The sequence below is a fragment of the Rahnella sp. AA genome (assembly GCF_002834385.1).
In the GTDB taxonomy this organism is placed as follows: Bacteria; Pseudomonadota; Gammaproteobacteria; order Enterobacterales; family Enterobacteriaceae; genus Rahnella.
Map to the genome: position 1 here is coordinate 83,530 of NZ_PITQ01000016.1, position 24,303 is coordinate 107,832.

21 protein-coding genes are annotated in these 24,303 nt (G+C 51.6%); 11 read left to right on the plus strand and 10 right to left on the minus strand.

From position 1 onward, the window contains the following. The first annotated feature begins 115 nt into the window (after nucleotides 1-115). Nucleotides 116-712 (plus strand): nucleoid occlusion factor SlmA, encoded by a 597-nt coding sequence (gene slmA, locus CWS43_RS25380; protein WP_101079931.1) that lies wholly within the window; start codon nucleotides 116-118, stop codon nucleotides 710-712. Between the two features lie 70 nt (nucleotides 713-782). On the opposite strand, the gene pyrE is transcribed toward slmA, so the two are convergent. Then, the gene (gene pyrE, locus CWS43_RS25385; RefSeq protein ID WP_101079932.1) at nucleotides 783-1,424 is read right to left on the minus strand and encodes an orotate phosphoribosyltransferase; all 642 of its coding nucleotides are present in this window, start codon (nucleotides 1,422-1,424) and stop codon (nucleotides 783-785) included. An 85-nt stretch (nucleotides 1,425-1,509) separates the two neighbouring features. Continuing rightward, nucleotides 1,510-2,226, minus strand: coding sequence for a ribonuclease PH (gene rph / locus CWS43_RS25390; RefSeq protein WP_101079933.1), 717 nt, complete (start codon nucleotides 2,224-2,226; stop codon nucleotides 1,510-1,512). 126 nt (nucleotides 2,227-2,352) lie between these two features. On the opposite strand from rph, the gene CWS43_RS25395 reads away from it, so the two are divergent. Next, entirely contained in the window at nucleotides 2,353-3,216 is an 864-nt protein-coding gene (locus CWS43_RS25395; protein WP_101079934.1) for a YicC/YloC family endoribonuclease, read from the plus strand. A gap of 89 nt (nucleotides 3,217-3,305) precedes the next feature. Here the strand turns inward: CWS43_RS25395 and fabF are convergent, their stop codons facing one another. Both fabF and CWS43_RS25405 read right to left on the minus strand, forming a co-directional pair. Further along, a complete protein-coding gene (fabF, locus tag CWS43_RS25400) occupies nucleotides 3,306-4,580 on the minus strand; it encodes a beta-ketoacyl-ACP synthase II (protein ID WP_101079935.1) in 1,275 nt (424 codons plus the stop codon). Between the two features lie 146 nt (nucleotides 4,581-4,726). Continuing rightward, the gene (locus CWS43_RS25405; RefSeq protein ID WP_101079936.1) at nucleotides 4,727-5,347 is read right to left on the minus strand and encodes a TetR/AcrR family transcriptional regulator; all 621 of its coding nucleotides are present in this window, start codon (nucleotides 5,345-5,347) and stop codon (nucleotides 4,727-4,729) included. A gap of 344 nt (nucleotides 5,348-5,691) precedes the next feature. On the opposite strand from CWS43_RS25405, the gene CWS43_RS25410 reads away from it, so the two are divergent. Continuing rightward, complete coding sequence (locus CWS43_RS25410) at nucleotides 5,692-6,309, plus strand: trimeric intracellular cation channel family protein (protein WP_101079937.1); 618 nt, start codon at nucleotides 5,692-5,694, stop codon at nucleotides 6,307-6,309. Between the two features lie 21 nt (nucleotides 6,310-6,330). Here CWS43_RS25410 and ligB read toward each other — a convergent pair whose 3' ends face one another. Beyond that, nucleotides 6,331-8,028, minus strand: coding sequence for an NAD-dependent DNA ligase LigB (ligB, locus tag CWS43_RS25415; protein ID WP_101079938.1), 1,698 nt, complete (start codon nucleotides 8,026-8,028; stop codon nucleotides 6,331-6,333). A gap of 278 nt (nucleotides 8,029-8,306) precedes the next feature. Between ligB and gmk the strand changes: the two genes are divergently transcribed. The 8 genes from gmk (at nucleotide 8,307) to CWS43_RS25455 (ending at nucleotide 19,234) form a co-directional block, all read left to right on the plus strand. Then, nucleotides 8,307-8,930 carry a guanylate kinase gene (gene gmk / locus CWS43_RS25420; RefSeq protein ID WP_101079939.1) on the plus strand — a complete coding sequence of 208 codons (624 nt, stop codon included), beginning with the start codon at nucleotides 8,307-8,309 and terminating at the stop codon, nucleotides 8,928-8,930. A 54-nt stretch (nucleotides 8,931-8,984) separates the two neighbouring features. Beyond that, on the plus strand, nucleotides 8,985-9,260 hold the full coding sequence (gene rpoZ, locus CWS43_RS25425; RefSeq protein WP_015699238.1) for a DNA-directed RNA polymerase subunit omega: 276 nt from the start codon (nucleotides 8,985-8,987) through the stop codon (nucleotides 9,258-9,260). Between the two features lie 19 nt (nucleotides 9,261-9,279). Continuing rightward, nucleotides 9,280-11,388 carry a bifunctional GTP diphosphokinase/guanosine-3',5'-bis pyrophosphate 3'-pyrophosphohydrolase gene (spoT, locus tag CWS43_RS25430; protein ID WP_095924090.1) on the plus strand — a complete coding sequence of 703 codons (2,109 nt, stop codon included), beginning with the start codon at nucleotides 9,280-9,282 and terminating at the stop codon, nucleotides 11,386-11,388. A 5-nt stretch (nucleotides 11,389-11,393) separates the two neighbouring features. After that, a complete protein-coding gene (gene trmH / locus CWS43_RS25435; RefSeq protein WP_101079940.1) occupies nucleotides 11,394-12,092 on the plus strand; it encodes a tRNA (guanosine(18)-2'-O)-methyltransferase TrmH in 699 nt (232 codons plus the stop codon). After that, nucleotides 12,089-14,170: an ATP-dependent DNA helicase RecG gene (gene recG, locus CWS43_RS25440; RefSeq protein WP_101079941.1), complete on the plus strand. Its 2,082-nt coding sequence runs from the start codon at nucleotides 12,089-12,091 to the stop codon at nucleotides 14,168-14,170. Before trmH ends, recG begins: the two co-directional genes overlap by 4 nt. 236 nt (nucleotides 14,171-14,406) lie before the next feature. After that, a complete protein-coding gene (locus CWS43_RS25445) occupies nucleotides 14,407-15,732 on the plus strand; it encodes a PTS sugar transporter subunit IIC (protein ID WP_101079942.1) in 1,326 nt (441 codons plus the stop codon). 264 nt (nucleotides 15,733-15,996) lie between these two features. Next, nucleotides 15,997-17,388: a uracil-xanthine permease family protein gene (locus CWS43_RS25450; RefSeq protein ID WP_101079943.1), complete on the plus strand. Its 1,392-nt coding sequence runs from the start codon at nucleotides 15,997-15,999 to the stop codon at nucleotides 17,386-17,388. A 154-nt stretch (nucleotides 17,389-17,542) separates the two neighbouring features. After that, a complete protein-coding gene (locus CWS43_RS25455; RefSeq protein WP_101079944.1) occupies nucleotides 17,543-19,234 on the plus strand; it encodes an AsmA family protein in 1,692 nt (563 codons plus the stop codon). 70 nt (nucleotides 19,235-19,304) lie between these two features. Here CWS43_RS25455 and fabY read toward each other — a convergent pair whose 3' ends face one another. The 5 genes from fabY to typA all read right to left on the minus strand — a co-directional run bounded on the left by fabY (nucleotide 19,305) and on the right by typA (nucleotide 24,182). Then, nucleotides 19,305-20,237: a fatty acid biosynthesis protein FabY gene (gene fabY / locus CWS43_RS25460; protein WP_101079945.1), complete on the minus strand. Its 933-nt coding sequence runs from the start codon at nucleotides 20,235-20,237 to the stop codon at nucleotides 19,305-19,307. Between the two features lie 33 nt (nucleotides 20,238-20,270). Further along, nucleotides 20,271-20,708, minus strand: coding sequence for a D-aminoacyl-tRNA deacylase (gene dtd, locus CWS43_RS25465; protein ID WP_101079946.1), 438 nt, complete (start codon nucleotides 20,706-20,708; stop codon nucleotides 20,271-20,273). Between the two features lie 18 nt (nucleotides 20,709-20,726). After that, nucleotides 20,727-21,596, minus strand: a complete 870-nt coding sequence (locus CWS43_RS25470) for a virulence factor BrkB family protein (RefSeq protein ID WP_101079947.1) — start codon at nucleotides 21,594-21,596, stop codon at nucleotides 20,727-20,729. Nucleotides 21,597-21,607: 11 nt separating this feature from the next. Next, a complete protein-coding gene (yihX, locus tag CWS43_RS25475) occupies nucleotides 21,608-22,195 on the minus strand; it encodes a glucose-1-phosphatase (protein ID WP_101079948.1) in 588 nt (195 codons plus the stop codon). A 163-nt stretch (nucleotides 22,196-22,358) separates the two neighbouring features. Beyond that, nucleotides 22,359-24,182 carry a ribosome-dependent GTPase TypA gene (gene typA / locus CWS43_RS25480; protein ID WP_101079949.1) on the minus strand — a complete coding sequence of 608 codons (1,824 nt, stop codon included), beginning with the start codon at nucleotides 24,180-24,182 and terminating at the stop codon, nucleotides 22,359-22,361. Nucleotides 24,183-24,303: the final 121 nt, after the last annotated feature.

Genomic DNA, 24,303 nt, shown 5'->3' on the forward strand with positions numbered 1-24,303 from the left:
CAGACCGTAACAACACCAAGGGAACGAAATAAGCCGCAGGATCACAGCGATTCATGCGGCAGTTGTGCGGTTTCTCCATGATTTTAGCCGTTTTTTAGCAAGGGTCTATTCAGACATGGCAGAGAAAGAAACGACAAAAAGGAACCGGCGCGAAGAGATTTTGCAGGCGTTAGCGCAAATGCTTCAGTCCAGCGATGGCAGCCAGCGGATCACCACCGCGAAACTCGCCGCCAGCGTAGGTGTTTCGGAAGCAGCTCTTTACCGTCATTTCCCCAGTAAGACGCGGATGTTTGACAGCTTAATCGAATTTATCGAAGACAGCCTGATCACCCGTATCAATCTTATCCTGCAGGATGAGAAAGATACGTTAAACCGAATCCGTCTGATTTTACTGCTGATTTTAGGTTTTGCAGAACGTAACCCCGGGCTGACCCGCATTATGACCGGTCACGCACTGATGTTCGAACAAGACCGCCTGCAAGGCCGTATCAACCAGCTTTTTGAGCGGATTGAAGCGCAACTGCGGCAGGTATTGCGTGAAAAGAAAATGCGTGAGGGCAGCGGATTCGCCAGTGATGAAACCCTTCTCGCCAGCCAGTTGCTGGCATTTTGCGAGGGGATGTTGTCGCGGTTTGTGCGTTCAGAATTTAAGTATCGTCCGACTCAGGACTTTGATACCCGCTGGCCACTGATTTCTGCTCAGCTGCAATAACGTCAATTTTCAGCACAGGTTACAGATGCAAAAAAGGGCCGAAAGGCCCTTTTTCATTTCACAGGAATGATTACACGCCGTACGTTTGCTGATACGCGCGCACAGCCGCCAGATGGTCAGCCATTTCCGCTTTCTCTTCCAGATATTCAATCAAATCCGCCAGCGTAATAATTGAAATCACCTTGCAGTGATAATCCCGCTCAACTTCCTGAATCGCAGAGATATCCGCACGGCCACGTTCCTGACGATCCAGCGAAATCAGCACGCCCGCCAGCGTCGCGTTGTGCGCATTGATGATTTCCATGGATTCACGGATAGCCGTACCGGCGGTAATCACATCATCAACCAGCATGACGCGGCCCTGTAGCGGGCTGCCCACCAGTAAACCGCCTTCACCGTGATCTTTGGCTTCTTTGCGGTTGAAACAATACGGCACATCGCGGTCATGATGCTCAGCCAGCGCGACGGCGGTGGTGGTCGCGATCGGAATCCCTTTATAGGCCGGGCCGAAAACTAAATCAAAATCAATTTTTGAATCCATCAATGCTTCAGCGTAAAAACGTCCCAGTAACGCCAGGTCACGGCCGGTATTAAACAAACCGGCATTGAAGAAGTAAGGACTGATGCGCCCGGACTTCAGGGTAAACTCGCCGAATTTCAAAACCTGTTTGTTCAGTGCGAACTCGATAAACTGGCGCTGATAGGCTTTCATTGATGGTCTCCTCGTTAATATCTTACATCTGCAATTGTCAGCCCGCAGGCCATAAAAAAGGCGACTTCTCAGTCGCCTTAAAAAATTATTCCGCCAGCGCCGCTTTCTGCGCCTGGAAGATAGTGTCGATCCCCTCTCGTGCGAGGGAAAGTAAAGTGAGTAGTTCTTCGTGGCTGAACGGCTCGCCTTCGGCGGTGCCCTGTACTTCAATCATGCGGCCATCTTCCATCATGACCACGTTCATGTCCGTTTCAGCGGCGGAGTCTTCGACATACTCGAGGTCGCACAGCGCTTCACCTTTCACAATGCCGACGGAAACGGCAGCAACCATCCCTTTCATCGGATTGGCTTTCAGTTTACCCGCAGCCACCAGCGCGTTCAGCGCATCTGCCAGCGCCACACAGGCACCGGAGATAGAGGCAGTACGCGTGCCGCCGTCAGCCTGCAAAACATCGCAGTCCAGCGTGATGGTGAATTCACCCAACTTTTTGAGATCTACTGCCGCACGCAATGAGCGGGCAATCAGGCGCTGAATTTCAAGAGTACGTCCGCCTTGTTTGCCTTTTGCGGCTTCACGCGCATTACGGCTGTGCGTGGAGCGCGGCAGCATGCCGTATTCAGCCGTGATCCAACCTTGTCCCTGACCTTTCAGGAAACGCGGAACGCCTTCTTCCACCGTCGCGGTACACAGCACTTTGGTATCACCAAACTCCACCAGCACGGAACCTTCAGCGTGTTTAGTGTAATGGCGGGTCAGTGTTACTGGGCGTACTTGTTGTGCATTTCTGCCTGCTGGACGCATGGATAGTTCTCCGGGTCGCGAATCGTGTTTGGCTGCGCATTATACGGACTTCGCGAGGTAATGCCTATCATGACCCGCTCACCGGGGCTATAATCGCTTCATCTTTACATTAACAGGTACGCATACATGATCCGTAGTATGACCGCTTATGCCCGACGCGAAATTAAGGGTGACTGGGGCAGCGCCGCGTGGGAACTTCGCTCGGTAAACCAACGTTATCTCGAAACTTACATCCGTCTGCCAGAGCAATTCCGCAGCCTGGAGCCGGTTGTCCGCGAGCGCATTCGTGCCCGTCTGACACGGGGTAAAGTCGAATGTAATCTGCGTTTTGATCTCGATCCGGGCGCGCAAAGCACTTTGCAGCTGAATGAAAAACTGGCGAAACAGCTGGTTGAAGCGGCGCAATGGGTAAAAATGCAAAGCGACGAAGGCGAGATTAATCCGCTGGAAGTTCTGCGCTGGCCGGGCGTGATGCTGGCCGAAGAACAGGATCTGGATGCAATCAGCACCGAACTGCTGCTGGCGCTGGAAACCGCACTGGACGACTTTATCAGCGCGCGCGAAAGCGAAGGTGCCGCGCTGAAAACGCTGATTGAACAACGCCTCGACGGCGTCAGCGCCGAAGTCGTGAAAGTCCGCGCCCAGATGCCCAATATCCTGCAATGGCAGCGTGAACGTCTGGTGAGCAAACTGGAAGACGCGCAGGTTCAGCTGGAAAATACCCGCCTGGAACAGGAACTGGTATTGATGGCGCAGCGTATTGATGTGGCAGAAGAGCTAGACAGACTGGAAGCACACGTTAAAGAAACCCATAAAATCATGAAGAAAGAAGAGGCCGTTGGCCGCCGCCTTGATTTCATGATGCAGGAATTTAACCGCGAGTCGAACACGCTGGCATCCAAATCGATCAATGCCGATGTCACAACTTCAGCCATCGAGCTGAAAGTGCTTATCGAACAGATGCGCGAACAGATTCAGAACATCGAATAAATCATCTGATCTGATGCAATAAAAAACGCCTCCCGTCAGCCTGACCGGGGGCGTTTTTTTATGCTTTAGCTCTGAAAATCAGAAAGAAATTAATCTTCCCAACGTTTCAGCAGTACACAAGCATTCACGCCGCCAAAACCAAAGCCGTTGGACAGTGCGTAAGTAATGCCGTGCTTCTGCGCCGTGTTGCCGACGATGTTCAGGCCTTCTGCCGCGGCATCTTTGTTTTCAAGGTTGAGCGTTGGCGGCACGATTTGGTCGCGCACAGCCAGGATGGTGAAGATAGTTTCCAGACCGCCCGCAGCGCCCAGCAAGTGGCCGGTTGCAGATTTGGTGGACGTTACCGCCAGTTTCCCGTCTGTACCGAACAGGGTTTTAATCGCGTTGATTTCACCCAAATCACCCACCGGCGTAGAGGTCGCATGCGCATTCAAATGCTGCACGTCTGAGGGCTGAATGCCCGCCTGACGCAAAGCGATTTTCATCGCACGACCCGCGCCGTTGCCGTCTTCCGCACCGGAAGTCATATGGTAAGCATCACCGCTGGTGCCGTAACCGACGATCTCAGCGAGAATTTTTGCGCCACGCGCTTTCGCATGTTCCAGTTCTTCGATAACCAGCATGCCTGCGCCTTCGCCCATCACAAAGCCGTCACGGGCGCTGTCAAATGGACGGGATGCTTTTTCCGGATGATCTGCGTGGCCGGCAGACATCGCTTTTGCCGCCGCAAACCCCCCCAGGCTCACGGTATCGATCGCCGCTTCAGCGCCACCACACAGTGCAACATCAGCTTCATCATTGCGAATCAAACGAACCGCATCGCCGATTGCCTGAACACCCGCCGCACACGCGGTAACCGGCGCGCCGATGGGGCCTTTGAACTGGTGTTTAATTGAAACCTGACCGGAAGCCAGATTCACCAGGAATGAAGGAATGGTGAACGGGGACAAACGCTTAGCACCACGGGTGTCGTTAGTGCGCACAGCATGCGCAATCGCCGGGAAACCACCGATACCCGAGCCAATGACGGTTGCAGTACGTTCCTGCTGTTCAGGGGTTTCCGCTTTCCAGCCTGCATTAGCAATCGCCATATCGGCAGCGGCCATGGCGAAAAGAATGAAACGGTCCATTTTCTTCTGGTCTTTCGGCACAACAAACAGGTCAGGGTCGAAACCTGATTCAGGATCCTGTTCTTTAGTTTGTACCTGGCCGCCAATTTTCACGGACAGCGTTTCAACAATTTCTTCCGGCAAAACGCGGATACCAGACTGACCAGCCAACAGGCGCTTCCAGATAGTTTCGATATCACAGCCCAGAGGACTCACAGCCCCCATGCCGGTAATAACCACTCGACGATGAGTCATAAAAAATTCCTCTCTGTCTGTATAAGACTTAAGTTTCTTCAGGCGCGCTTCCACGAACCGGGCAGAAACGGGTTTCTGTTAATAATGGCTGACAGTATGTGACGAATTACGATTTTGTAAACCCGTAACCAAAAATTTTGTTTTGCCTATTTTGCAAGACTTCGTAAAACCAGGCTGGTTATTGCCTGAACGCGTTCTTCTAACTGCTCAGGGGTTTTCTGTTCCAACAGTAATGGATGAGAGAACGGCGTTGTGACTGTGGTGATCGCCATGCAAACTTCATCCAGTGGTGTTTTTCTTTCAAACTCACCGGCTTCACGCCCATCAGTCACTACTTTTTCCACAATGCCATACATCACCGCCCGGTGGTTGAGGGTGGATTTCCATTGCTGAGCCGAGGCGATTGCGGCCAGATCATGTAGCTTTCGATCCTGAAAGAAGAGATCCAGACTACGTGTTAACAGCGTCTTAAAAATTGAACGCAGGCGCAGAGTTGCACTTTGATCGCTCCGGGCAATCAGCAGCAAAGCCTGATCAATCTGGCCAACACGCTGGGAACAGATTGCTTCACCAATCGCCTGTTTTGACTCAAAAAATTTATAAATATAAGCACTTGAAACACCAATTGATTTAGCCAGATCCGCCACAGACGTTTTGGCATAGCCATACAGACGGAAGTGCTCAAATGCCGCATCAATAATTTGTTCACGCCGTTCGTGTTCGGCTGGTCCACGCTGAGTTAACGCAACCGGAATTTCAGGCTTCATACACTCCTCCGGACAGATAAAACCATTGGGCTTTGCGTCTTTTAGTGACGATTTTAAATAATCGTAACTTAAAAATAGACACTTTTCATCTTTATGGAAGAAACACATCAGGAAGAAAAAGAACGAAGGATGAACAAACTGGCACGCGATATCTGTTTTTCTAATCTAAAATAAGCCAGAATCCTTACCAAGCCTTTTGCTTCTCCTGGTTGATGCATAATTCACATTAGATTTAATAATTCGAAAGGAGATGCAAAAGAAAAACTCAATCGAGAGTTTATGAAAAGCTCATTACTCTACGCGGCTCCCGCTTTCTCACTCACTGATTTGTCCGGCGAACATTCATGTTACTCACAGTTCTTTATATTATTGGGATCACCGCAGAAGCCATGACCGGTGCCCTGGCGGCCGGGCGTCGTAAAATGGACTCCTTTGGCGTCATTATTATCGCAGCGGCGACTGCCATTGGCGGTGGATCTGTTCGTGACATGTTGCTCGGGCACTATCCTTTAGGCTGGGTTAAGCATCCGGAATACATCGTGATTGTGGCCGTTGCCGCAATTATGACAACCTGGCTGGCACCGCTGATGCAACACCTTCGCCGGTTATTCCTCGTGCTCGATGCCGTAGGCCTGGTGGTGTTTTCAATCATCGGGACACAGGTCGCACTTGATATGGGCCACGGCGCCATCATCGCTTCAGTCTGTGCTGTGATTACCGGCGTTTTCGGCGGCGTACTGCGGGATATGATGTGTAATCAGATCCCGCTGGTTTTCCAGAAAGAAATCTATGCCGGTATTTCTTTCGCCTCTGCCTGGGTTTATATCGGCCTGCAGTATCTTGCATTGCCACACAATCTGGTGGTGATCATCACCCTGCTTATCGGTTTTACCGCACGTCTTATCGCGCTGCGCTTTCGTCTCGGGCTGCCGGTTTTCAACTACCCGCACTCAGACCATTAAATTACCACCCGCATTTATGGGCTACCGAAAAGCAGGCAATTTTGCCTGCTTTAGCCGCTCCGCCAGCGCCATAACCTGCGGGTGGTGGATAAAATCGTAAACCTGGTGCGCACGTTTTTGCCCTATTCCGGCCATAGTTTCCCATTCCCCTGAAGTGAGTTGTTCCAGCTGACGCCAGTTTTGCCTTTGCTGCGCAAACTTCAGGGCAAAGGTAGGAAAACCCAATGCTGACAGCCAGTGCCTGAAACCTTTATCCCGTGCCAGTTGGATTTGCGCCACCAACTTCTGCGCCTGCTTAACACTAATCCCCGGCACCGCCGCTATGTCCTTCTCATTCAGATTTAACCACGCCACCAGTGAATCAGCAGGAATACCGTCGGACAACTTTTGCCACGTCGCACCACCAAACCCGGCCATATCTAATCCTTCAGGACCACTAAGCCAGACAAGGCGCGAGAGAAACTGCTGCGCGCAACCGGGCTCCGGAGTGAAGCAAGAAAGCGCATCATATTGTTGTGGATCAGGAAGGTTTATTTCGTGGCGTTCGCTCACACGCCACATGACACCATCAAGACGTGGGATCCCCTGTCCGGCCAGACTGATAGCCACCTGATCACCGGGCAACACATCCCAGGCCTTAAAGCGGGCAACCGAGCCTATACTGACTTTACTCACCGATTTATCGTCCAACTTCAACGTCTTCAGGTTCAGGATCACGGTGACTTTTCCACTTCGCCCGGTGGTTGTCGTAATCCCCGAGACTTCAGTCAGTTGTCTCGCGGGCGGGTATTTCCAAGCAGCGGCCCACGTGGCGGGCTTATTTCTCCAGTATTTTCCGGCCGGCTCTTCTTGCTGGCGGATCACCACGCCGTCAGTCGCAAAAGGCAGAGGCTGGAGAAACCAGGTATCCCGCCATTTCGATACGTCTTCCACCGAGCTCACTGAAAGTGTGAATTGAGAAACCAGAGGGAATCCTAAAGCACTAAGCTTTTGGAGATGCTCCTGCATGTCGGCAGGCCCGTCAGGCCATGACCAGACAAAGATGCCAAACTGACTGAGCTGATCGGACACCGAATTTCGCATCATAGCCCCCGCCACTTTTGACCTCGCGTTCATGCCACCTGCAACACTTTGTTGGTGACCGGTCATCTTCAGATACAACTCACCTTGCAATACCAGTTCAGGGCTTTTATCGGGAATATTGAGTGGAATTGACGGAATGGAAGCCGCTTTAACAGTCCAGTTCTGGCCTTTCGCACCATCCCCCCGGCTTAGCAGGGCCGCCAGTTTTCCATGGCGATAAATCAGCGAAACAGCCACACCGTCGATTTTAGGCTGCACCCAGAGATTTTTACGCCCGCGCATCCAGTCAGATACGGCCTGTTTATCGCGTAATTTATTAAGCCCGGTATGTGCGACAGGATGAGTAATGATGGCGTCATCGCCACCTGGCACTGCGGGTTCAGGCTGGGACAATCCGGCGCACTGCAGCCACTGGCTCTGCTTCAGACGCAGGTTATCGTAAACGGAATCCTCAATCGGACTGCTTCCAGACGTGTGGTAAGCCTTATCCCATTGAGCCAGTTGTTCAGAAAGCTGATGTGTTTCCCGTGCCAGTTGTGCCTGTGACCATGCAGGGCAAGCCTGCGGCAATTTATCACTACCTACGACAGGGAAAACAGAACAGAACACGCTGATAAAAAGAATGAAACGGCGCATAAGCACCTCCTTGTGGGCGCCAGTAAACGCTGCCGATATTTTATCTGCCAGTGCCAATGTTCGTTCTTGCGGGATGCTTTCCTGGTTATTTCATGCGTTGCTGTAATACAAAGAAATTTTGGAATGCAGCGCGTAATTTCATAAAGAGGAGCTGTTTTATCGGGCTTAGTTACGATGAAATACGTCGGAACGCTGCACCGAATGCGGCGAGCGTGTATACTGTGCGAGAGATCACTCTTCGCATACTTCCTATCAACCCATTCAGTTGAAACGTCATCATGGTTCAAGGCACGCTATATATTGTCTCCGCCCCGAGTGGAGCAGGTAAATCAAGTCTGATTCAGGCTTTACTGAAAACACAACCGCTCTACGACACACAGGTTTCTATTTCCCATACCACCCGCGCAGAACGCCCGGGCGAGAAACATGGCGAGCACTACTTCTTTGTCTCTAAAGAAGAGTTTCGCGAGATGATTGAACGTGATGCCTTTTTAGAACACGCAGAAGTTTTCGGGAATTATTACGGGACTTCACGTGAAACCATTGAGCAGGTTTTAGCGTCTGGCGTTGACGTTTTCCTGGATATCGACTGGCAAGGTGCTCAGCAGATCAGGAAAAGAATGCCGCAGGCACGCAGTATTTTCGTGTTGCCGCCATCAAAAGATGAGCTTGACCGTCGCCTGCGTGGCCGGGGTCAGGACAGCGAAGAGGTCATCGCAAAACGTATGGCGCAAGCTGTTGCAGAAATGACGCACTTTGCCGAATACGACTATTTAATTGTGAATGATGATTTTGATCTGGCTTTATCGGATTTAAAAACGATTATTCGCGCAGAACGTCTGCGTCTGAGCCGTCAACGGCTCCGTCATGACGGATTAATCACCAAACTATTGGCAGACTGAAGTCACTTTCAGTATTATGCCCAGTCTTTCGTCACCCTGTGGAGTAGCACATATATGGCACGCGTAACTGTTCAAGACGCTGTTGAGAAAATTGGTAACCGTTTTGACCTGGTGTTGGTGGCTGCTCGTCGCGCACGCCAGCTGCAATCTGGTGGTAAAGATCCACTGGTCGCTGAAGAAAACGATAAATTCACTGTTATTGCCCTGCGCGAAATCGAAGAAGGCCTGATCACGAATCAGATCCTTGATGTTCGTGACCGTCAGGAACAGCAAGAGCAGGAAGCCGCAGAGATTCAGGCAGTGACTGCCATCGCTGAAGGTCGTCGTTAATTAACGAAACGGATCTCACTTGTATATCTTTGAAAGCCTGAATCAACTGATTCAAAAATACCTGCCGGAGGAGCAAATTAAGCGCCTCGTGCAGGCTTACCTCGTGGCGCGGGACGCGCATGAGGGGCAGACACGCTCCAGCGGTGAGCCTTATATCACTCACCCGGTGGCCGTGGCATGTATTTTGGCTGAAATGAGGCTCGATCATGAGACTCTGATGGCGGCGTTATTACACGACGTTATCGAAGACACGCCTGCAACCTACCAGGATATGGAACAACTGTTCGGCAAAAGCGTTGCTGAACTGGTTGAAGGCGTTTCAAAGTTAGACAAGCTGAAATTCCGCGATAAGAAAGAAGCACAGGCGGAAAACTTCCGCAAAATGGTCATGGCGATGGTGCAAGACATCCGCGTCATTTTGATCAAACTCGCTGACCGTACCCACAATATGCGCACACTGGGTTCTCTGCGCCCGGATAAACGTCGCCGCATCGCCCGCGAAACGCTGGAAATTTACAGCCCGCTGGCACACCGTTTGGGTATTCACCATCTGAAAACCGAGCTTGAAGAGCTGGGCTTCGAAGCACTCTATCCAAATCGTTATCGCGTCATCAAAGAAGTGGTGAAAGCCGCGCGTGGTAACCGTAAAGAGATGATCCAAAAAATCCTCTCTGAGATAGAAGGCCGTTTAACCGAAGCCGGTATTCAGTGCCGTGTGAGTGGTCGCGAAAAGCACCTGTATTCAATCTATTGCAAAATGCACCTGAAAGAACAGCGTTTCCATTCCATTATGGATATCTACGCGTTCCGGGTAATCGTTAAAGAACTCGATACCTGTTATCGCGTGTTAGGCCAGGCGCACAGCCTGTATAAACCGCGTCCGGGTCGGGTCAAAGATTACATCGCCATCCCCAAAGCCAACGGCTATCAATCTCTGCATACTTCTTTAATCGGGCCACATGGTGTTCCGGTCGAAGTACAAATCCGTACCGAAGATATGGATCAGATGGCAGAGATGGGGGTTGCGGCACACTGGGCTTATAAAGAGAACAGTGAAACCAGCACGACGGCGCAGATTCGTGCGCAGCGCTGGTTGCAAAGCCTGCTCGAACTGCAACAGAGCGCAGGCAACTCATTTGAATTTATCGAGAGCGTGAAATCCGATCTGTTTCCGGACGAGATTTACGTCTTCACGCCGGAAGGCCGTATTGTCGAATTGCCTGCAGGTGCGACACCGGTCGACTTTGCGTACGCCGTGCATACCGATATCGGCCATGCCTGCGTCGGTGCGCGTGTTGATCGCCAGCCTTATCCGCTCTCGCAGCCGCTGACCAGCGGCCAGACAATCGAAATCATTACCGCGCCGGGCGCCCGTCCGAATGCGGCATGGCTCAACTTTGTCGTCAGCTCACGCGCTCGCGCCAAGATTCGTCAGATGCTCAAGAACCTGAAACGTGATGATTCCGTTTCTCTCGGTCGACGTCTGCTGAACCATGCACTGGGTGCCGGTAAGAAACTGTCAGACATTCCGCCAGAAAATATCAAAAACGAACTCGACCGCATGAAGCTCGCGGCGATGGACGATTTACTGGCTGAAATTGGTCTCGGCAACGCCATGAGCGTCGTCGTGGCTAAAAATCTGATGGGTGATCAGTCTTCGATGGCAACATCGGGTACACGCAATCTGCCAATCAAGGGCGCAGACGGCGTGCTGATTACCTTCGCGAAATGCTGCCGCCCTATTCCGGGTGACCCGATTATTGCTCACGTGAGCCCGGGTAAAGGACTGGTTATTCATCACGAATCCTGTCGTAACATTCGCGGTTATCAGAAAGAACCTGAGAAATTCATGGCCGTTGACTGGGACGATCACCAGGAAACCGATCAGGAATTTATCGCGGAAATCAAAGTCGACATGTTCAACCATCAGGGCGCTCTGGCAAATCTGACCGCTGCGATTAACGCCGCGCAGTCAAACATCCAGAGCCTGAGCACTGAAGAAAAAGACGGCCGCGTATACAGTGCCTTTATCCGCCTGACGACCCGCGACCGCGTTCATCTGGCGAATATCATGCGTAAAATTCGTATCATGCCGGACGTCATCAAAGTTACCCGCAACCGAAACTGATTGTTATGACCCCAGAACGTTATGCGCGCATCCGCGAAATGCTTGCGGCCCGACAGCCAGACCTGACGGTCTGCATGGAACAGGTGCATAAACCGCATAACGTTTCTGCTGTCATCCGGACCGCCGACGCCGTGGGTGTTCACCAAATCCACGCCGTCTGGCCAACGACCCGAATGAAGACGTTAGTGTCTTCCGCTGCGGGCAGTAACAGCTGGGTTCAGGTCAAAACGCACAAAACTATTCAGGATGCCGTCGCCAAAATGAAGGCGCAAGGTATGCAAATTCTTGCGACCAACCTGTCTGAAAAAGCCGTCGATTTCCGCGCGATTGATTACACCCGCCCGACCTGTATTTTGCTGGGGCAGGAAAAAACCGGTATTACGCCCGAAGCTCTCGCCCTTGCAGACAGCGATATCATTATTCCGATGATCGGGATGGTACAGTCGCTAAACGTGTCTGTGGCCTCCGCTTTAATCCTGTATGAAGCACAGCGCCAGCGTGAAAATGCCGGAATGTATACCCGAGAGAGCAGCGTTTTAAGCGAGAAAGAACAGCAGCGCCTGCTCTTTGAAGGTGGCTATCCGGTCTTATCGCATGTGGCGCAACGCAAAAAACTACCGCGCCCATTCATTGATGAGACTGGCCAAATTATTGCTGATGACGAATGGTGGTCAGCGATGCAAATGACGGTGAAAAAAAGATGAAAGGCCGCCTGCTCGACGCCATCCCGCTCACGTCGCTCTCCGGCGTGGGAGCCAGTCAGGCAGATAAACTCGCTAAACTCGGTCTTGAAACTATTCAGGATCTGCTGCTCCACCTTCCCCTGCGTTACGAAGACCGCACCCGCCTGTACACTATCAATGATTTATTGCCGGGCATCTTTGCGACCGTAGAAGGTGAAGTGCTGCGAAGCGATATCAGTTTTGGCCGTCGCAGAATGCTGACCTGCCAGATAAGCGATGGCACAGGTTTGCTGACATTGCGCTTTTTCAATTTCAACGCCGCAATGAAAAATAGCCTGGCCGCTGGCCGCCGTGTGATGGCTTATGGCGAAATCAAACGCGGCACGCACGGCGCTGAAATCATTCATCCGGAATACCGTGTTCAGGGCGAAAACAGCGAAGTCGTTTTGCAGGAATCGCTGACGCCGGTTTATCCGACAACAGAAGGCATCCGTCAGGCCACACTGCGTAAACTGACCGATCAGGCGCTGGAATTACTCGATACCGTGCCCATCGCTGAACTGTTGCCGGAAGAACTGAGCCGTTCGTTAATTCCGCTTCCGCAGGCCCTGCATTTACTGCACCGGCCGCCACCAGATATTCAGCTGACCGATCTGGAGAAAGGACATCATCCGGCACAACGACGTCTGATTATGGAAGAGTTGCTGGCGCACAATCTCAGCATGCTGGCCGTTCGCGCTGGCACGCAAAGCTATAAAGCCATGCCGCTTCATCATGACGATAGTCTGAAAAATCAGTTCCTGGCCTCTTTGCCGTTCAGCCCGACTGGCGCACAACAGCGCGTGGTCGCTGAAATCGAACAGGATTTAGCAAAAAGCTATCCGATGATGCGTCTGGTTCAGGGCGACGTAGGTTCAGGTAAAACGCTGGTGGCGGCACTTGCCGCGCTTTGTGCGATTGCACAGGGGCAGCAGGTCGGGCTGATGGCACCCACAGAATTACTCGCCGAGCAGCACGCCAACAATTTCCGTCAGTGGTTCGAACCGCTTGGAATTCAGGTCGGATGGCTGGCCGGGAAACAAAAAGGCAAAGCCAGACAGGCGCAGCAAGATGCGATTGCCAGCGGTCAGGTTTCGATGGTCGTCGGGACTCACGCGATATTTCAGGAACAGGTTCTGTTCTCTTCGTTATCTCTGGTGATCATCGATGAACAGCACCGCTTTGGCGTTCATCAGCGGCTGGCGTTGTGGGAAAAAGGTCTGCAACAAGGCTTCCATCCGCATCAGCTGATCATGACTGCCACGCCAATCCCGCGAACGCTGGCAATGACTGCTTATGCCGATCTGGATACGTCAGTTATCGACGAACTTCCGCCCGGCAGAACGCCGGTAACAACCGTTGCGATCCCTGATACTCGCCGCAGCGATATCATCAGCCGCGTGAAAAGTGCCTGTGAGCAGGAAAACCGCCAGGCTTACTGGGTTTGTACGCTGATTGAAGAATCAGAAATGCTGGAAGCTCAGGCGGCGGAAGCCACCTGGGAAGGACTGAAAGAAGCGCTGCCTGCGCTCAATATCGGGCTGGTTCATGGCCGGATGAAAGCGCAGGAAAAACAAGCCGTCATGCAGGCGTTCAAACAGGGCGAAGTGCAGCTTCTGGTGGCAACAACCGTAATCGAAGTGGGCGTCGATGTGCCCAACGCCAGCCTGATGATCATCGAAAACCCGGAACGCCTCGGGCTGGCGCAGTTACATCAGCTGCGTGGCCGCGTCGGGCGTGGTGCCGTCGCTTCTCACTGCGTATTGTTGTACAAAACGCCACTGAGCAAAACGGCGCAGAAGCGCTTGCAGGTTTTACGCGACAGCAACGATGGTTTTGTTATTGCCCAACAGGATTTAGAAATCCGCGGGCCGGGTGAATTACTGGGCACACGCCAGACCGGCAGCGCCGAGTTTAAAGTGGCTGACTTGCTGCGCGATCAGGCCATGATCCCCGATGTACAGCGCATAGCCCGGTATCTCCAGCAGCAATTCCCCGATCACGCCAAAGCACTGATTGAGCGCTGGCTACCAGAAAGAGTGCGTTATACCAACGCATAACTTTTAGTCTTCCTTCCCTCTCTGAAACACCAAAACATTATTAAAAATGATGTTTTGGCTTCGATGCATTTACCCCACTTTTACTCATTTTAGCCTCAAAACCATTAAGTCCTCTGGTTATTTGATGACCTTCACAGACTCAGGCCAAGCAGGTAACCGGTTTCACATCACACCACTACACTGATGATAATTAAGGTAACCCTGTCAGATCCCTTTACCATAAGGCCAATATCATCATGAGTATCAGCCAATCCCTCTTTGATTTTATAGAACAGAAAATCAGCCCGTTTGCGGCCCGGTTATCTTCTCAGCGCCATGTCATGGCGGTGCGTGACGGGTTTATTTCAGCAATGCCGTTTATGATTGTCGGTTCCTTTCTGCTGGTTTTCGTACACCCACCTTTCTCACCAGAATCCTCATGGGGATTTGCCCGAAGCTGGCTGGAATTGTCGGCAAAATATGAAGTGCAGATTCTGACGCCGTTTAATATGACGATGGGGATTATGTCGATCTACATCGCCGCGGCCATTGCCTACAATCTGGCACGAAGCTACAAGCTTGACCCGTTTATGACCGCGATGCTGTCGCTGATGTCTTTTCTGCTGGTGGCAGCGCCTCAGATTGATGAAAAGATGTCGACAACCGCGTTGGGTGGCGTAGGGATTTTCACCGCCATTCTGGTGGCGATTTATGTAACAGAGCTGACCCGACTGCTGAAAAAATACAATATTGGCATACGGCTGCCAGAACAGGTTCCCTCCAACATTAAGCATTCATTCGATCTGCTGATCCCGATTATTGCCGTTGTGATTACGCTGTTCCCGCTGAGTTTACTGGTGCAGTCGGGCTTCGACATGTTGTTACCGCAGGCGATAATGGCACTCTTCGAGCCGTTGATTTCCGCCGCAGATTCCCTGCCCGCCGTACTTGTGGCGGTGCTGATTTGCCATCTGCTGTGGTTCGCAGGTATTCATGGCTCGGCTATCGTTTCGGGGATGTTGCAGGCTTTCTGGTTGACCAATCTGGGGTTAAACCAAACTGATCTCGCCGCAGGTTTGCCGATGACACACATCATGACCGAAGCATTCTGGAACTTTCTGATCGTGATCGGCGGGTCCGGTGCCACCATCGGGCTGGTCTTGCTGTTTTGCCGCAGTGAATCGGCACATCTGCGCACCATGGGAAAACTCAGCCTGGTGCCGAGTTGTTTTAACATCAATGAGCCGGTGATTTTTGGTACGCCGATCGTCATGAACCCGGTCTTTTTCATTCCGTTCCTTCTTGCACCAATGGTTAACGCCGTGATCGCCTACTGCGCTGTCTCGACTAATCTTCTCCCGCATATGATTTCACTGGTTCCCTGGACATCTCCGGCACCGATTGGGGCAGCATGGGCGATGGGCTGGGATTTCAAAGTCTCGATTCTGGTGATCATGCTGATGCTGCTTTCGATGGTGATTTACTATCCGTTCTTCAAGGTTTACGAGAAGCAGTTGCTGACGCAGGAAAAGGCAGAGGAAGCTGAAGCGGTATTTACGGAAAAAGCAGACGCCACTCAGTAAGCGGTAAGTGAATAAACAGAAAGCGTAGAACAGGCGCCGGGTCCCTCATTCCGGCGCCTGTTTTTTTCATATGTCCGCCGGAATTACCCGATTTTTGCCAAAAACTGAATAACACTGCCGTAGAAAAAACCTCAGCCGGGCAAACAGTTCATAAAAGATTTTTTAACGAAGATTTCACAGTTGAAATTGTCGTTAGCAAACGTTTGCTTTTGTCGCGCATTTCAATAAAAATGCCCGCTTTGCCGCTTATTGGAATGCCATAACATGAGTTCGCAAACCACAGAACAAGACTCGCAGCAACCCGACCTTTCCCGCCAGCCAAAAAGTGAACTGATTTACCGGCTCGAAGACCGTCCGCCAATTCCTCAGACTCTCTTTGCCGCCTGTCAGCATTTACTGGCGATGTTTGTCGCGGTGATCACCCCCGCATTACTGATTTGCCAGGCGCTCGGTTTACCTGCGCAGGACACTCAGCACATCATCAGCATGTCGCTGTTTGCTTCGGGTCTGGCTTCCATTTTGCAAATTAAAACCTGGGGCCCCGTCGGTTCCGGCCTGCTCTCTATCCAGGGCACCAGTTTCAACTTTGTTTCTCCACTGATTATGGGCGGTCTGGCACTGAAGAACGGTGGCGCTGACGTTCCGACGATGATGGCCGCACTGTTCGGCACCTTGATGCTCGCTTCCTGCACTGAAATCGTTCTTTCGCGCTTCCTGCACCTTGCCCGCCGCGTCATTACCCCGCTGGTTTCCGGTATTGTGGTGATGATTATCGGTCTTTCGCTGATTCAGGTTGGGCTGACTTCAATTGGTGGCGGCTATGCGGCGATGAGTAATCATACGTTCGGCGCGCCTAAAAACCTGATTCTGGCTGCCGTCGTTCTGGTGGTTATCATTCTGCTCAACCGCCAGCGTAATCCGTATATGCGCGTCGCTTCTCTGGTTATCGCCATGGCGGTAGGGTATGTGGCGGCCTGGATGATGGGCATGTTGCCTGACGTGGCGCCAGCCGCACAGAGCAGCTGGATTACGTTACCGACACCGTTGTATTACGGCCTTGGCTTCGACTGGAATCTGCTCATCCCGCTGATGCTTATCTTTATGGTGACCTCGCTGGAAACTATCGGCGATATCACTGCGACATCTGACGTTTCCGAGCAACCAGTCAGCGGCCCGCTCTACATGAAACGCATCAAGGGCGGGGTGCTGGCTAACGGCCTGAACTCCATGCTGTCTGCGGTATTCAACACCTTCCCTAATTCCTGTTTCGGGCAGAACAACGGCGTGATTCAGCTGACCGGCGTTGCCAGCCGTTATGTCGGTTTCGTGGTTGCGCTGATGCTGATCGTGCTGGGGCTTTTCCCTGCGGTCGCCGGATTTGTGCAGCACATTCCTGAGCCTGTTTTAGGCGGCGCAACCATCGTGATGTTCGGCACGATTGCCGCTTCCGGTGTGCGTATTGTTTCCCGCGAACGTCTGAACCGCCGTGCGATTATGATCATGGCGCTTTCTCTAGCCGTTGGTATGGGTGTTTCCCAGCAGCCTTTGATCCTGCAATTCGCACCAGACTGGTTAAAAACGCTGCTGTCTTCTGGTATTGCAGCCGGCGGTATTACCGCGATTGTTCTGAATCTGGTTTTCCCTCACGAAAAGTGATCACAGGATGTAATCCGCGTGTAACAGCGGCAGCGGGTCTGGAACCCCTGCCGCTTTTTATTGTCTCCATTCTGCTAACCTGTTGAGAAAAGTCGCTGTTTGCGGCATAAACAAAGAATCTATTTTCCTTTTTCCCGTTACAGGGCTCCAGACGATGAGATTTATCGGTAAAATTTTGCTGACGTTTGCCTTACTTCTGGTGCTGGCGATCGTGCTGGTGTATGTCTTATTGCAAACCCGCTGGGCCGCTGGCTGGGTAAGCCGCTGGGTGAGCAATAACAGTGAGTACCGTGTCTCCGTTGAGAAGGTCGATCACAATTGGTCGGCACCGGGCCGTCTGACGCTCACGAATGTCGTCTTCGGGCCGAAGAATCAGCCAGAAGTCCTGAATGCCGGTGAGGTTGATCTTGATTTGAGCTGGCGTCAGATTACTGACCCTTACTTTTTCGATCACGTTGTTCTGGTTAACGGACGCCTCAATGTGAATCCTTCCACCATTAAGCTGCCGTTCCAGGCCAATACCCTGCAACTGAGCAAGATGGCACTGACCGGAAATACCGCAGGCCTCGATATTCAGGGGCAGCAAATTAATGCCGGTATTTCACCGTGGCAACCGAAACCGAATCAGCTTTTAGGAGATAAAGCCGATTTCCAGCTGAGCGCAGCGAGCCTGACCGTGAACGGGCTTCCGGCTGAAAACGTGCTGATTCAGGGCAATATTAACAACAAGAATCTGACATTGAGTAATTTCGGCGGTGATCTGGCTCGTGGACAACTGACAGGGAAAGCTACGCAGGCCGCCGACGGCAGCTGGAATATCGAGAACCTGCGTCTGAGCAATGTCCGCCTGCAAACGGACAAACCTCTTTCTGCATTTTTTGATGATTTCCAGACATTGCCCAAAGTCACTATTCAACGTCTTGATCTGATTGATGCGCGTTTGCAGGGAACCGACTGGGCATTCAGCGATGTCGATTTGTCTGTCCAGGATCTGACATTGGAAAAAGGCGACTGGCAAAGCGATGACGGCGAAATCAGGTTGAACGCAACGGATATGATTGACGGTAATCTGCATATCCAGGATCCAATCATCAGCCTTGATCTATCCCCGCAGGGAATTTCCATCAAACAGGCGACCGCCCGCTGGGAACGCAGTTTACTACGCACCACCGGAAACTGGCTGCGCGCCAACAAGCGTTTACAACTCGACGAAATATCCGTCGCCGGGCTTGAATACACGCTGCCGCAAAACTGGAAGCAACTCTGGAATCAGACACTGCCCGATTCACTGTCGGAAGTCTATGTCGGCCGGTTTATCGCTAACCGGAACCTGATTATTGATATCAACCCGCAGTTCCCGTTCCAGATGACCGCGCTTGATGGCTTAGGCAATAACCTGCTGCTGGCCCGTAATCACCAATGGGGGATTTGGGCTGGTACGTTGAGTCTCAATGCCAGCGAGGCTACGTTCAACCGTAATGATGTTCGCCGCCCCTCAGTCACGCTGAATGCAAACGACAGCCAGGTGAATATTTCCGAGCTTAGCGCCTTTACCAAAGAAGGTTTGCTGGAAGCGACGGCAACGGTGGATCAGCAGCCACAGCGTCATTTCTCTGTGAAAATGACCGGTCGTGCGGTGCCAGCCAATGAGCTGGAAAACTGGGGATGGCCGCATCTGGCGCTGGACGGTAATGCCAATATGCAGCTCAATTTGCAGGGACAAATGCCGGCCAATGTCGATTACAAGCCGACGCTCAGAGGCACTTTGCAGGTCACAGGCAGCAACGGACAGACTCTGACTCAGCAAATGGTTAACGGGCTGATTTCAGACGCTGCGCCGCAATAACCGATTCCACGTCTGAACGTAAAAAAGGCACCGTTAGCACGGTGCCTTCTTTGTTTTTACGGAAAGCAAATCAGTTTATTTCAGGTTCCAGTGGCGCACCCGCCGCCGCCGGCAACACCAGATAAGTGCCTTCAAAAACGGCACCGTCAACTTCATCACCGTATAAATTCACCTCAAGCTGCACACGCGCTTTGCGCCCGCGCGCCAGACGATCGAGATCGCCTCTGACGGACCCCAAATCGGCGATAGCACGCGGCCTGCCGGTCACCGGCGTGCTGTAACGGATATGTGCATCGGCCAGCACGATAGTCCCGCCCAGATGGCGTTCACGCAATAACAACCAGATCAGACCCCAGCCGGTCAGGGTGGCCAGTGAAAACAGGCTTCCCGCAAATAATGTGTGATGAGGATTCTGATTACCCGTTTCCGGCATTGTGGTGACAAAACGCTGCCCGGTGTACTGGCTGATACGTACGCCCATTTTTTCGCTAAGCGGAATATGATCGTACCAGGCTTGTTGCAGCTGACCGCACCAGTCAGGGCGATGCAAAATATCGTCCAGCGTTTCGATAGGTTTGATCATCAGGAAATGGCGAACCGGCGTTGTTTGCGGCGTAGTGATTTCGCCCTGATTCACAAAACCCAGCTTGGCAAAAAACTCCACGGCATCTTCACGCGCGCTACACACGACGCGTTTCACGCCTTCCTGACGCGCGACAGACTCCAGCGTCATTGCCACCAGCGTCCCTAACCCTTTGTCCTGCACATTCGGATCAACGGCCAGAAAGCGGATTGATGCCTCGTTATCAGCATTAATATATAAGCGGCCAACCGCAACCGGTTCACCGTTTTCATCCACTACCATCTGGTGATGCGCAATCGAATCATAGGCATCACGCTCTGAACCTTCCGGCTGGTGTAACGGCTTACGCAGCATTTCCCAACGAAATCGGTAATAGGCGGCCAGTTCTTTTTCGGTCGTCGGTACTCTCAGGTGATACATAGATGCTTTCTCTCCGGCGTTATGCCTTATCGATCAGACCTGTAGCCAGAAGGTCACCGGCCCGTCATTCACCAGTGCCACTTTCATATCTGCTGCGAAGCGGCCCGTTTCAGTAACAATGCCTTTCTCACGACACTGCCCGCAAAAATACTGATACAAACGGTCTGCTTCCTGTGGCGCAGCGCCACGAGAAAAACCCGGACGCATGCCTTTTTGGGTATCGGCTGCCAGGGTAAACTGCGAAACAACCAACAGGCTGCCACCGGCCTGTTGCACGTTAAGATTCATTTTGTCATTTTCGTCACCGAATATCCGGTACCCGATCACCCGTTCACAGAGTCGTTTGGCTTTTTGTTCATCATCGCCTTGTTCCACTCCTAACAAAACCAACAATCCCGGCCCTATTTCGCCACAAATATCACCATCAATCGTGACACTGGCATTCAATACCCGCTGAATTAACGCGATCATACAAATCCTTCGGACTGATTATTCCGCTGCCACATTTTGAGCAGACTGCAATTTTCTCAGAGAACGAAACTCGCCAAGGGTGACGGTAATCTCCGCCCCAAGAAGCACGATACACCAGCTGACATAGACCCAAAGAAATAAAATGGGGATCACAGCCAGTACACCGTAAATCAACTGATACGACGGGAAAAGCTGAATATATAAGGTGAAGATTTTTTTACTCAATTCAAATAAAGCCCCGGAGATCAGCGCCCCCACCAGCGCATCTTTTGCCGGGACTCTTACCGTCGGTACAACCTGATACAGCAGCCAGAATGTCACCCATGAAATCAATAATGGCAAAATGCGCAAAGCATGGTCGATGACAGAATGTACGCCGCTAAGATTGAGCCAGTTAAGAGAAAGCAGATACGAGCTGACGGCTACACTGGCGACCAGCAAAATCGGCCCCAGAGTTAAGACCATCCAATACACGGCAAACGAGAATACAATCGGACGCTTAGTTTTGCTGTCCCAGATTTTGTTCAGCACGCTGTCTACCGAAGCTATCAGTAGCAACGCAGTGACGATTAATCCGCAGGTCCCTACGGCAGTCATCTTGCTGGAGTTAGCGACAAACTGTTCGAGATAACGCTGAATCGTGTTACCGGTCGCTGGCATGAAATTACTGAAAATGAAGGATTTCAACTGAATGCTGATATCCGAAAATACCGGGAACAGGGCAAACAATGAAAAGACCACAGCGATCAGCGGCACAAGGGAAAGTAAGGAGACATAGGCTAAATGGCCCGCGAGAAGCGTCAGGCCATCTCTATCCGAACGCTTTAAGAGCAGGTGCGTGAATTTCCATAATGATTTTGGGTAGTGGTTCAATGCCCTTTTCTGCATCCATACATCCTTCAGGAAAAGTATTTGGGTACCGTCTGGTTATCTTCCACCCATATAGCCTGAATACCGACGGCGCTGGCGGCTTCAATATTCTCTGCGATGTCATCAAAGAACACAGCCTGATCAGCGGTGAAACCTTCTTGATCCAGGACATGCTGAAATATTTCCGGTTCGGGTTTGCGCATACCCAGATTTTGCGAAAGGTACATCGCATCAGTATTGGCTTCAATTTCAGGATAATGCTGCGGCCAGAAATCCAGGTGTAGCCGGTTAGTATTTGAAAGTACGACAACGCGATGACCTTCTTCGCGCAGTTTCTTGAATAGTGTGATGACCTCAGGCCGCAGCCCGACAAAAATGGCGTGCCAGCCTGCGCTGAATTGCTCAAAGCTGAGCGCGATGCCCATTTCATGACATAAATCGGTGGCAAACTGCTCGTCGGTGATTTCACCACGCTCGTGCTTCTGGAACACCTCGCCCATAGTGAACCGTTCAGTCAGCGTTGCCAGCGGCGTACCGCTCAGATGGCTCCACACGCCAAGAACACGTTTGAAATCAATATCAATAATGACGTTTCCCATATCAAAAATGTACAGCATTGCACGCTCCTGATTTCAAAGATGACGCTTAACTTTAGCGGTAAAACGAACAACTGAACAGTAACAGATATGTGGTCTCTCATGCAGTGTGAGAAAAAAAACATAAAAAAAACAGGGCACCAAAGGTGCCCTGTTTTTGTGTAACGGCTTGCGTAAAAGAAGATTAACCTTCTTTAGGACCACGCATTGCACGTTTACGATCGTTCTCGGTCAGGTGACGTTTACGGATACGTACGGACAGAGGAGTCACTTCAACCAGTTCGTCATCATCGATGAATTCCAGAGCTTGCTCCAGAGACATTTTGATAGCAGGAACCAGTGTCGTTGCTTCGTCAGTACCGGACGCACGCATGTTGGTCAGTTTCTTACCGGTCAGGCAGTTCACGGTCAGGTCATTAGAACGTGAGTGAATACCGATGATCTGGCCTTCATACACTTCTGCGCCGTGGCCCAGGAACAATTTACCGCGATCTTGCAGGCTGAACAGTGCAAACGCAACTGCTTTACCCTGACCGTTAGAAATCAGAACGCCGTTCTGACGCTGACCGATTTCGCCCTGACGGACGTCATCATAGTGGCTGAACGTGGAGTACAGCAGACCGGTACCTGAAGTCATGGTCATGAATTCAGTACGGAAGCCGATCAGGCCACGTGCTGGGATCAGGTAATCAAGACGGATACGACCTTTGCCGTCTGGGATCATGTCTTTGACATCGCCTTTACGCTCACCCATGGCCTGCATTACAGAACCCTGGTGTTGCTCTTCGATATCCAGTGTCACGTTCTCGAATGGCTCTTGCATGCGGCCATCGATTTTACGGTTGATTACTTTAGGACGGGAAACCGCCAGCTCGAAACCTTCACGACGCATGTTTTCGATCAGAACCGACAGGTGAAGTTCACCACGGCCTGAAACACGGAATGCATCAGCATCTTCAGTTTCTTCAACACGCAATGCTACGTTGTGCACCAGTTCTTTGTTCAGACGGTCAAGGATCTGACGTGAAGTCACATACTTACCTTCTTTACCACAGAACGGAGAGGTGTTAACGCAGAAGTACATGGTAACGGTTGGTTCATCAACGCTCAGCGCTGGCAGAGCTTCAACATTTGCCGGGTCACAGATAGTGTCGGAAATGTTCAGCTCACCCAAACCGGTGATCGCGATGATGTCGCCAGCTTCAGCAACGGTCGCTTCGATACGCTCAAGACCCATGTGGGTCAGAACTTTACCGACTTTACCGTTACGGGTTTTACCTTCGCTGTCGATCACAGTGATCTGCTGGTTAGGTTTAACAGTACCGCGTTTGATACGACCGATGCCGATGACGCCAACATAGTTGTTGTAGTCCAGCTGAGAGATTTGCATCTGGAAAGGTGCTTCCATCTCAACTTGTGGCGGAGATACGTGGTCAACAATCGCCTGGTACAGCGGGGTCATGTCTTCGGCCATATCGTTATGGTCGTTACCCGCGATACCCATCAGTGCAGATGCATAGATGATTGGGAAATCGAGTTGTTCGTCAGTTGCGTCCAGGTTTACGAACAGGTCGAAGACCTGATCAACAACCCAGTCAGGACGCGCGCCAGGGCGGTCAACTTTGTTGATTACCACGATCGGCTTCAGACCATTAGCGAATGCTTTTTTGGTCACGAAACGGGTTTGCGGCATTGGGCCATCCATTGCATCCACAACCAGCAGCACCGAGTCGACCATTGACATCACACGCTCTACCTCACCGCCGAAGTCGGCGTGTCCTGGGGTATCCACGATGTTGATGCGGTAGTCTTTCCAATTAATGGCGGTGTTTTTTGCGAGGATGGTAATCCCACGCTCTTTCTCCAAATCGTTGGAGTCCATTACGCGTTCGGTAGCTTCTACACGTTCTCCGAAAGTACCGGATTGTTGCAGCAGCTTGTCGACCAGGGTGGTTTTACCATGGTCAACGTGGGCAATAATGGCGATGTTACGCAAATTTTCGATCACAGCTTTGCCTCAGGCATTAGAAATAGCGCGCTATTGTACACGTATTAAGCGAGGTTCTAAACAAGATCACAAGGATCTTGTTGAAACAACTTATGGATGGTTACTTTGTGATCCCTTTCAC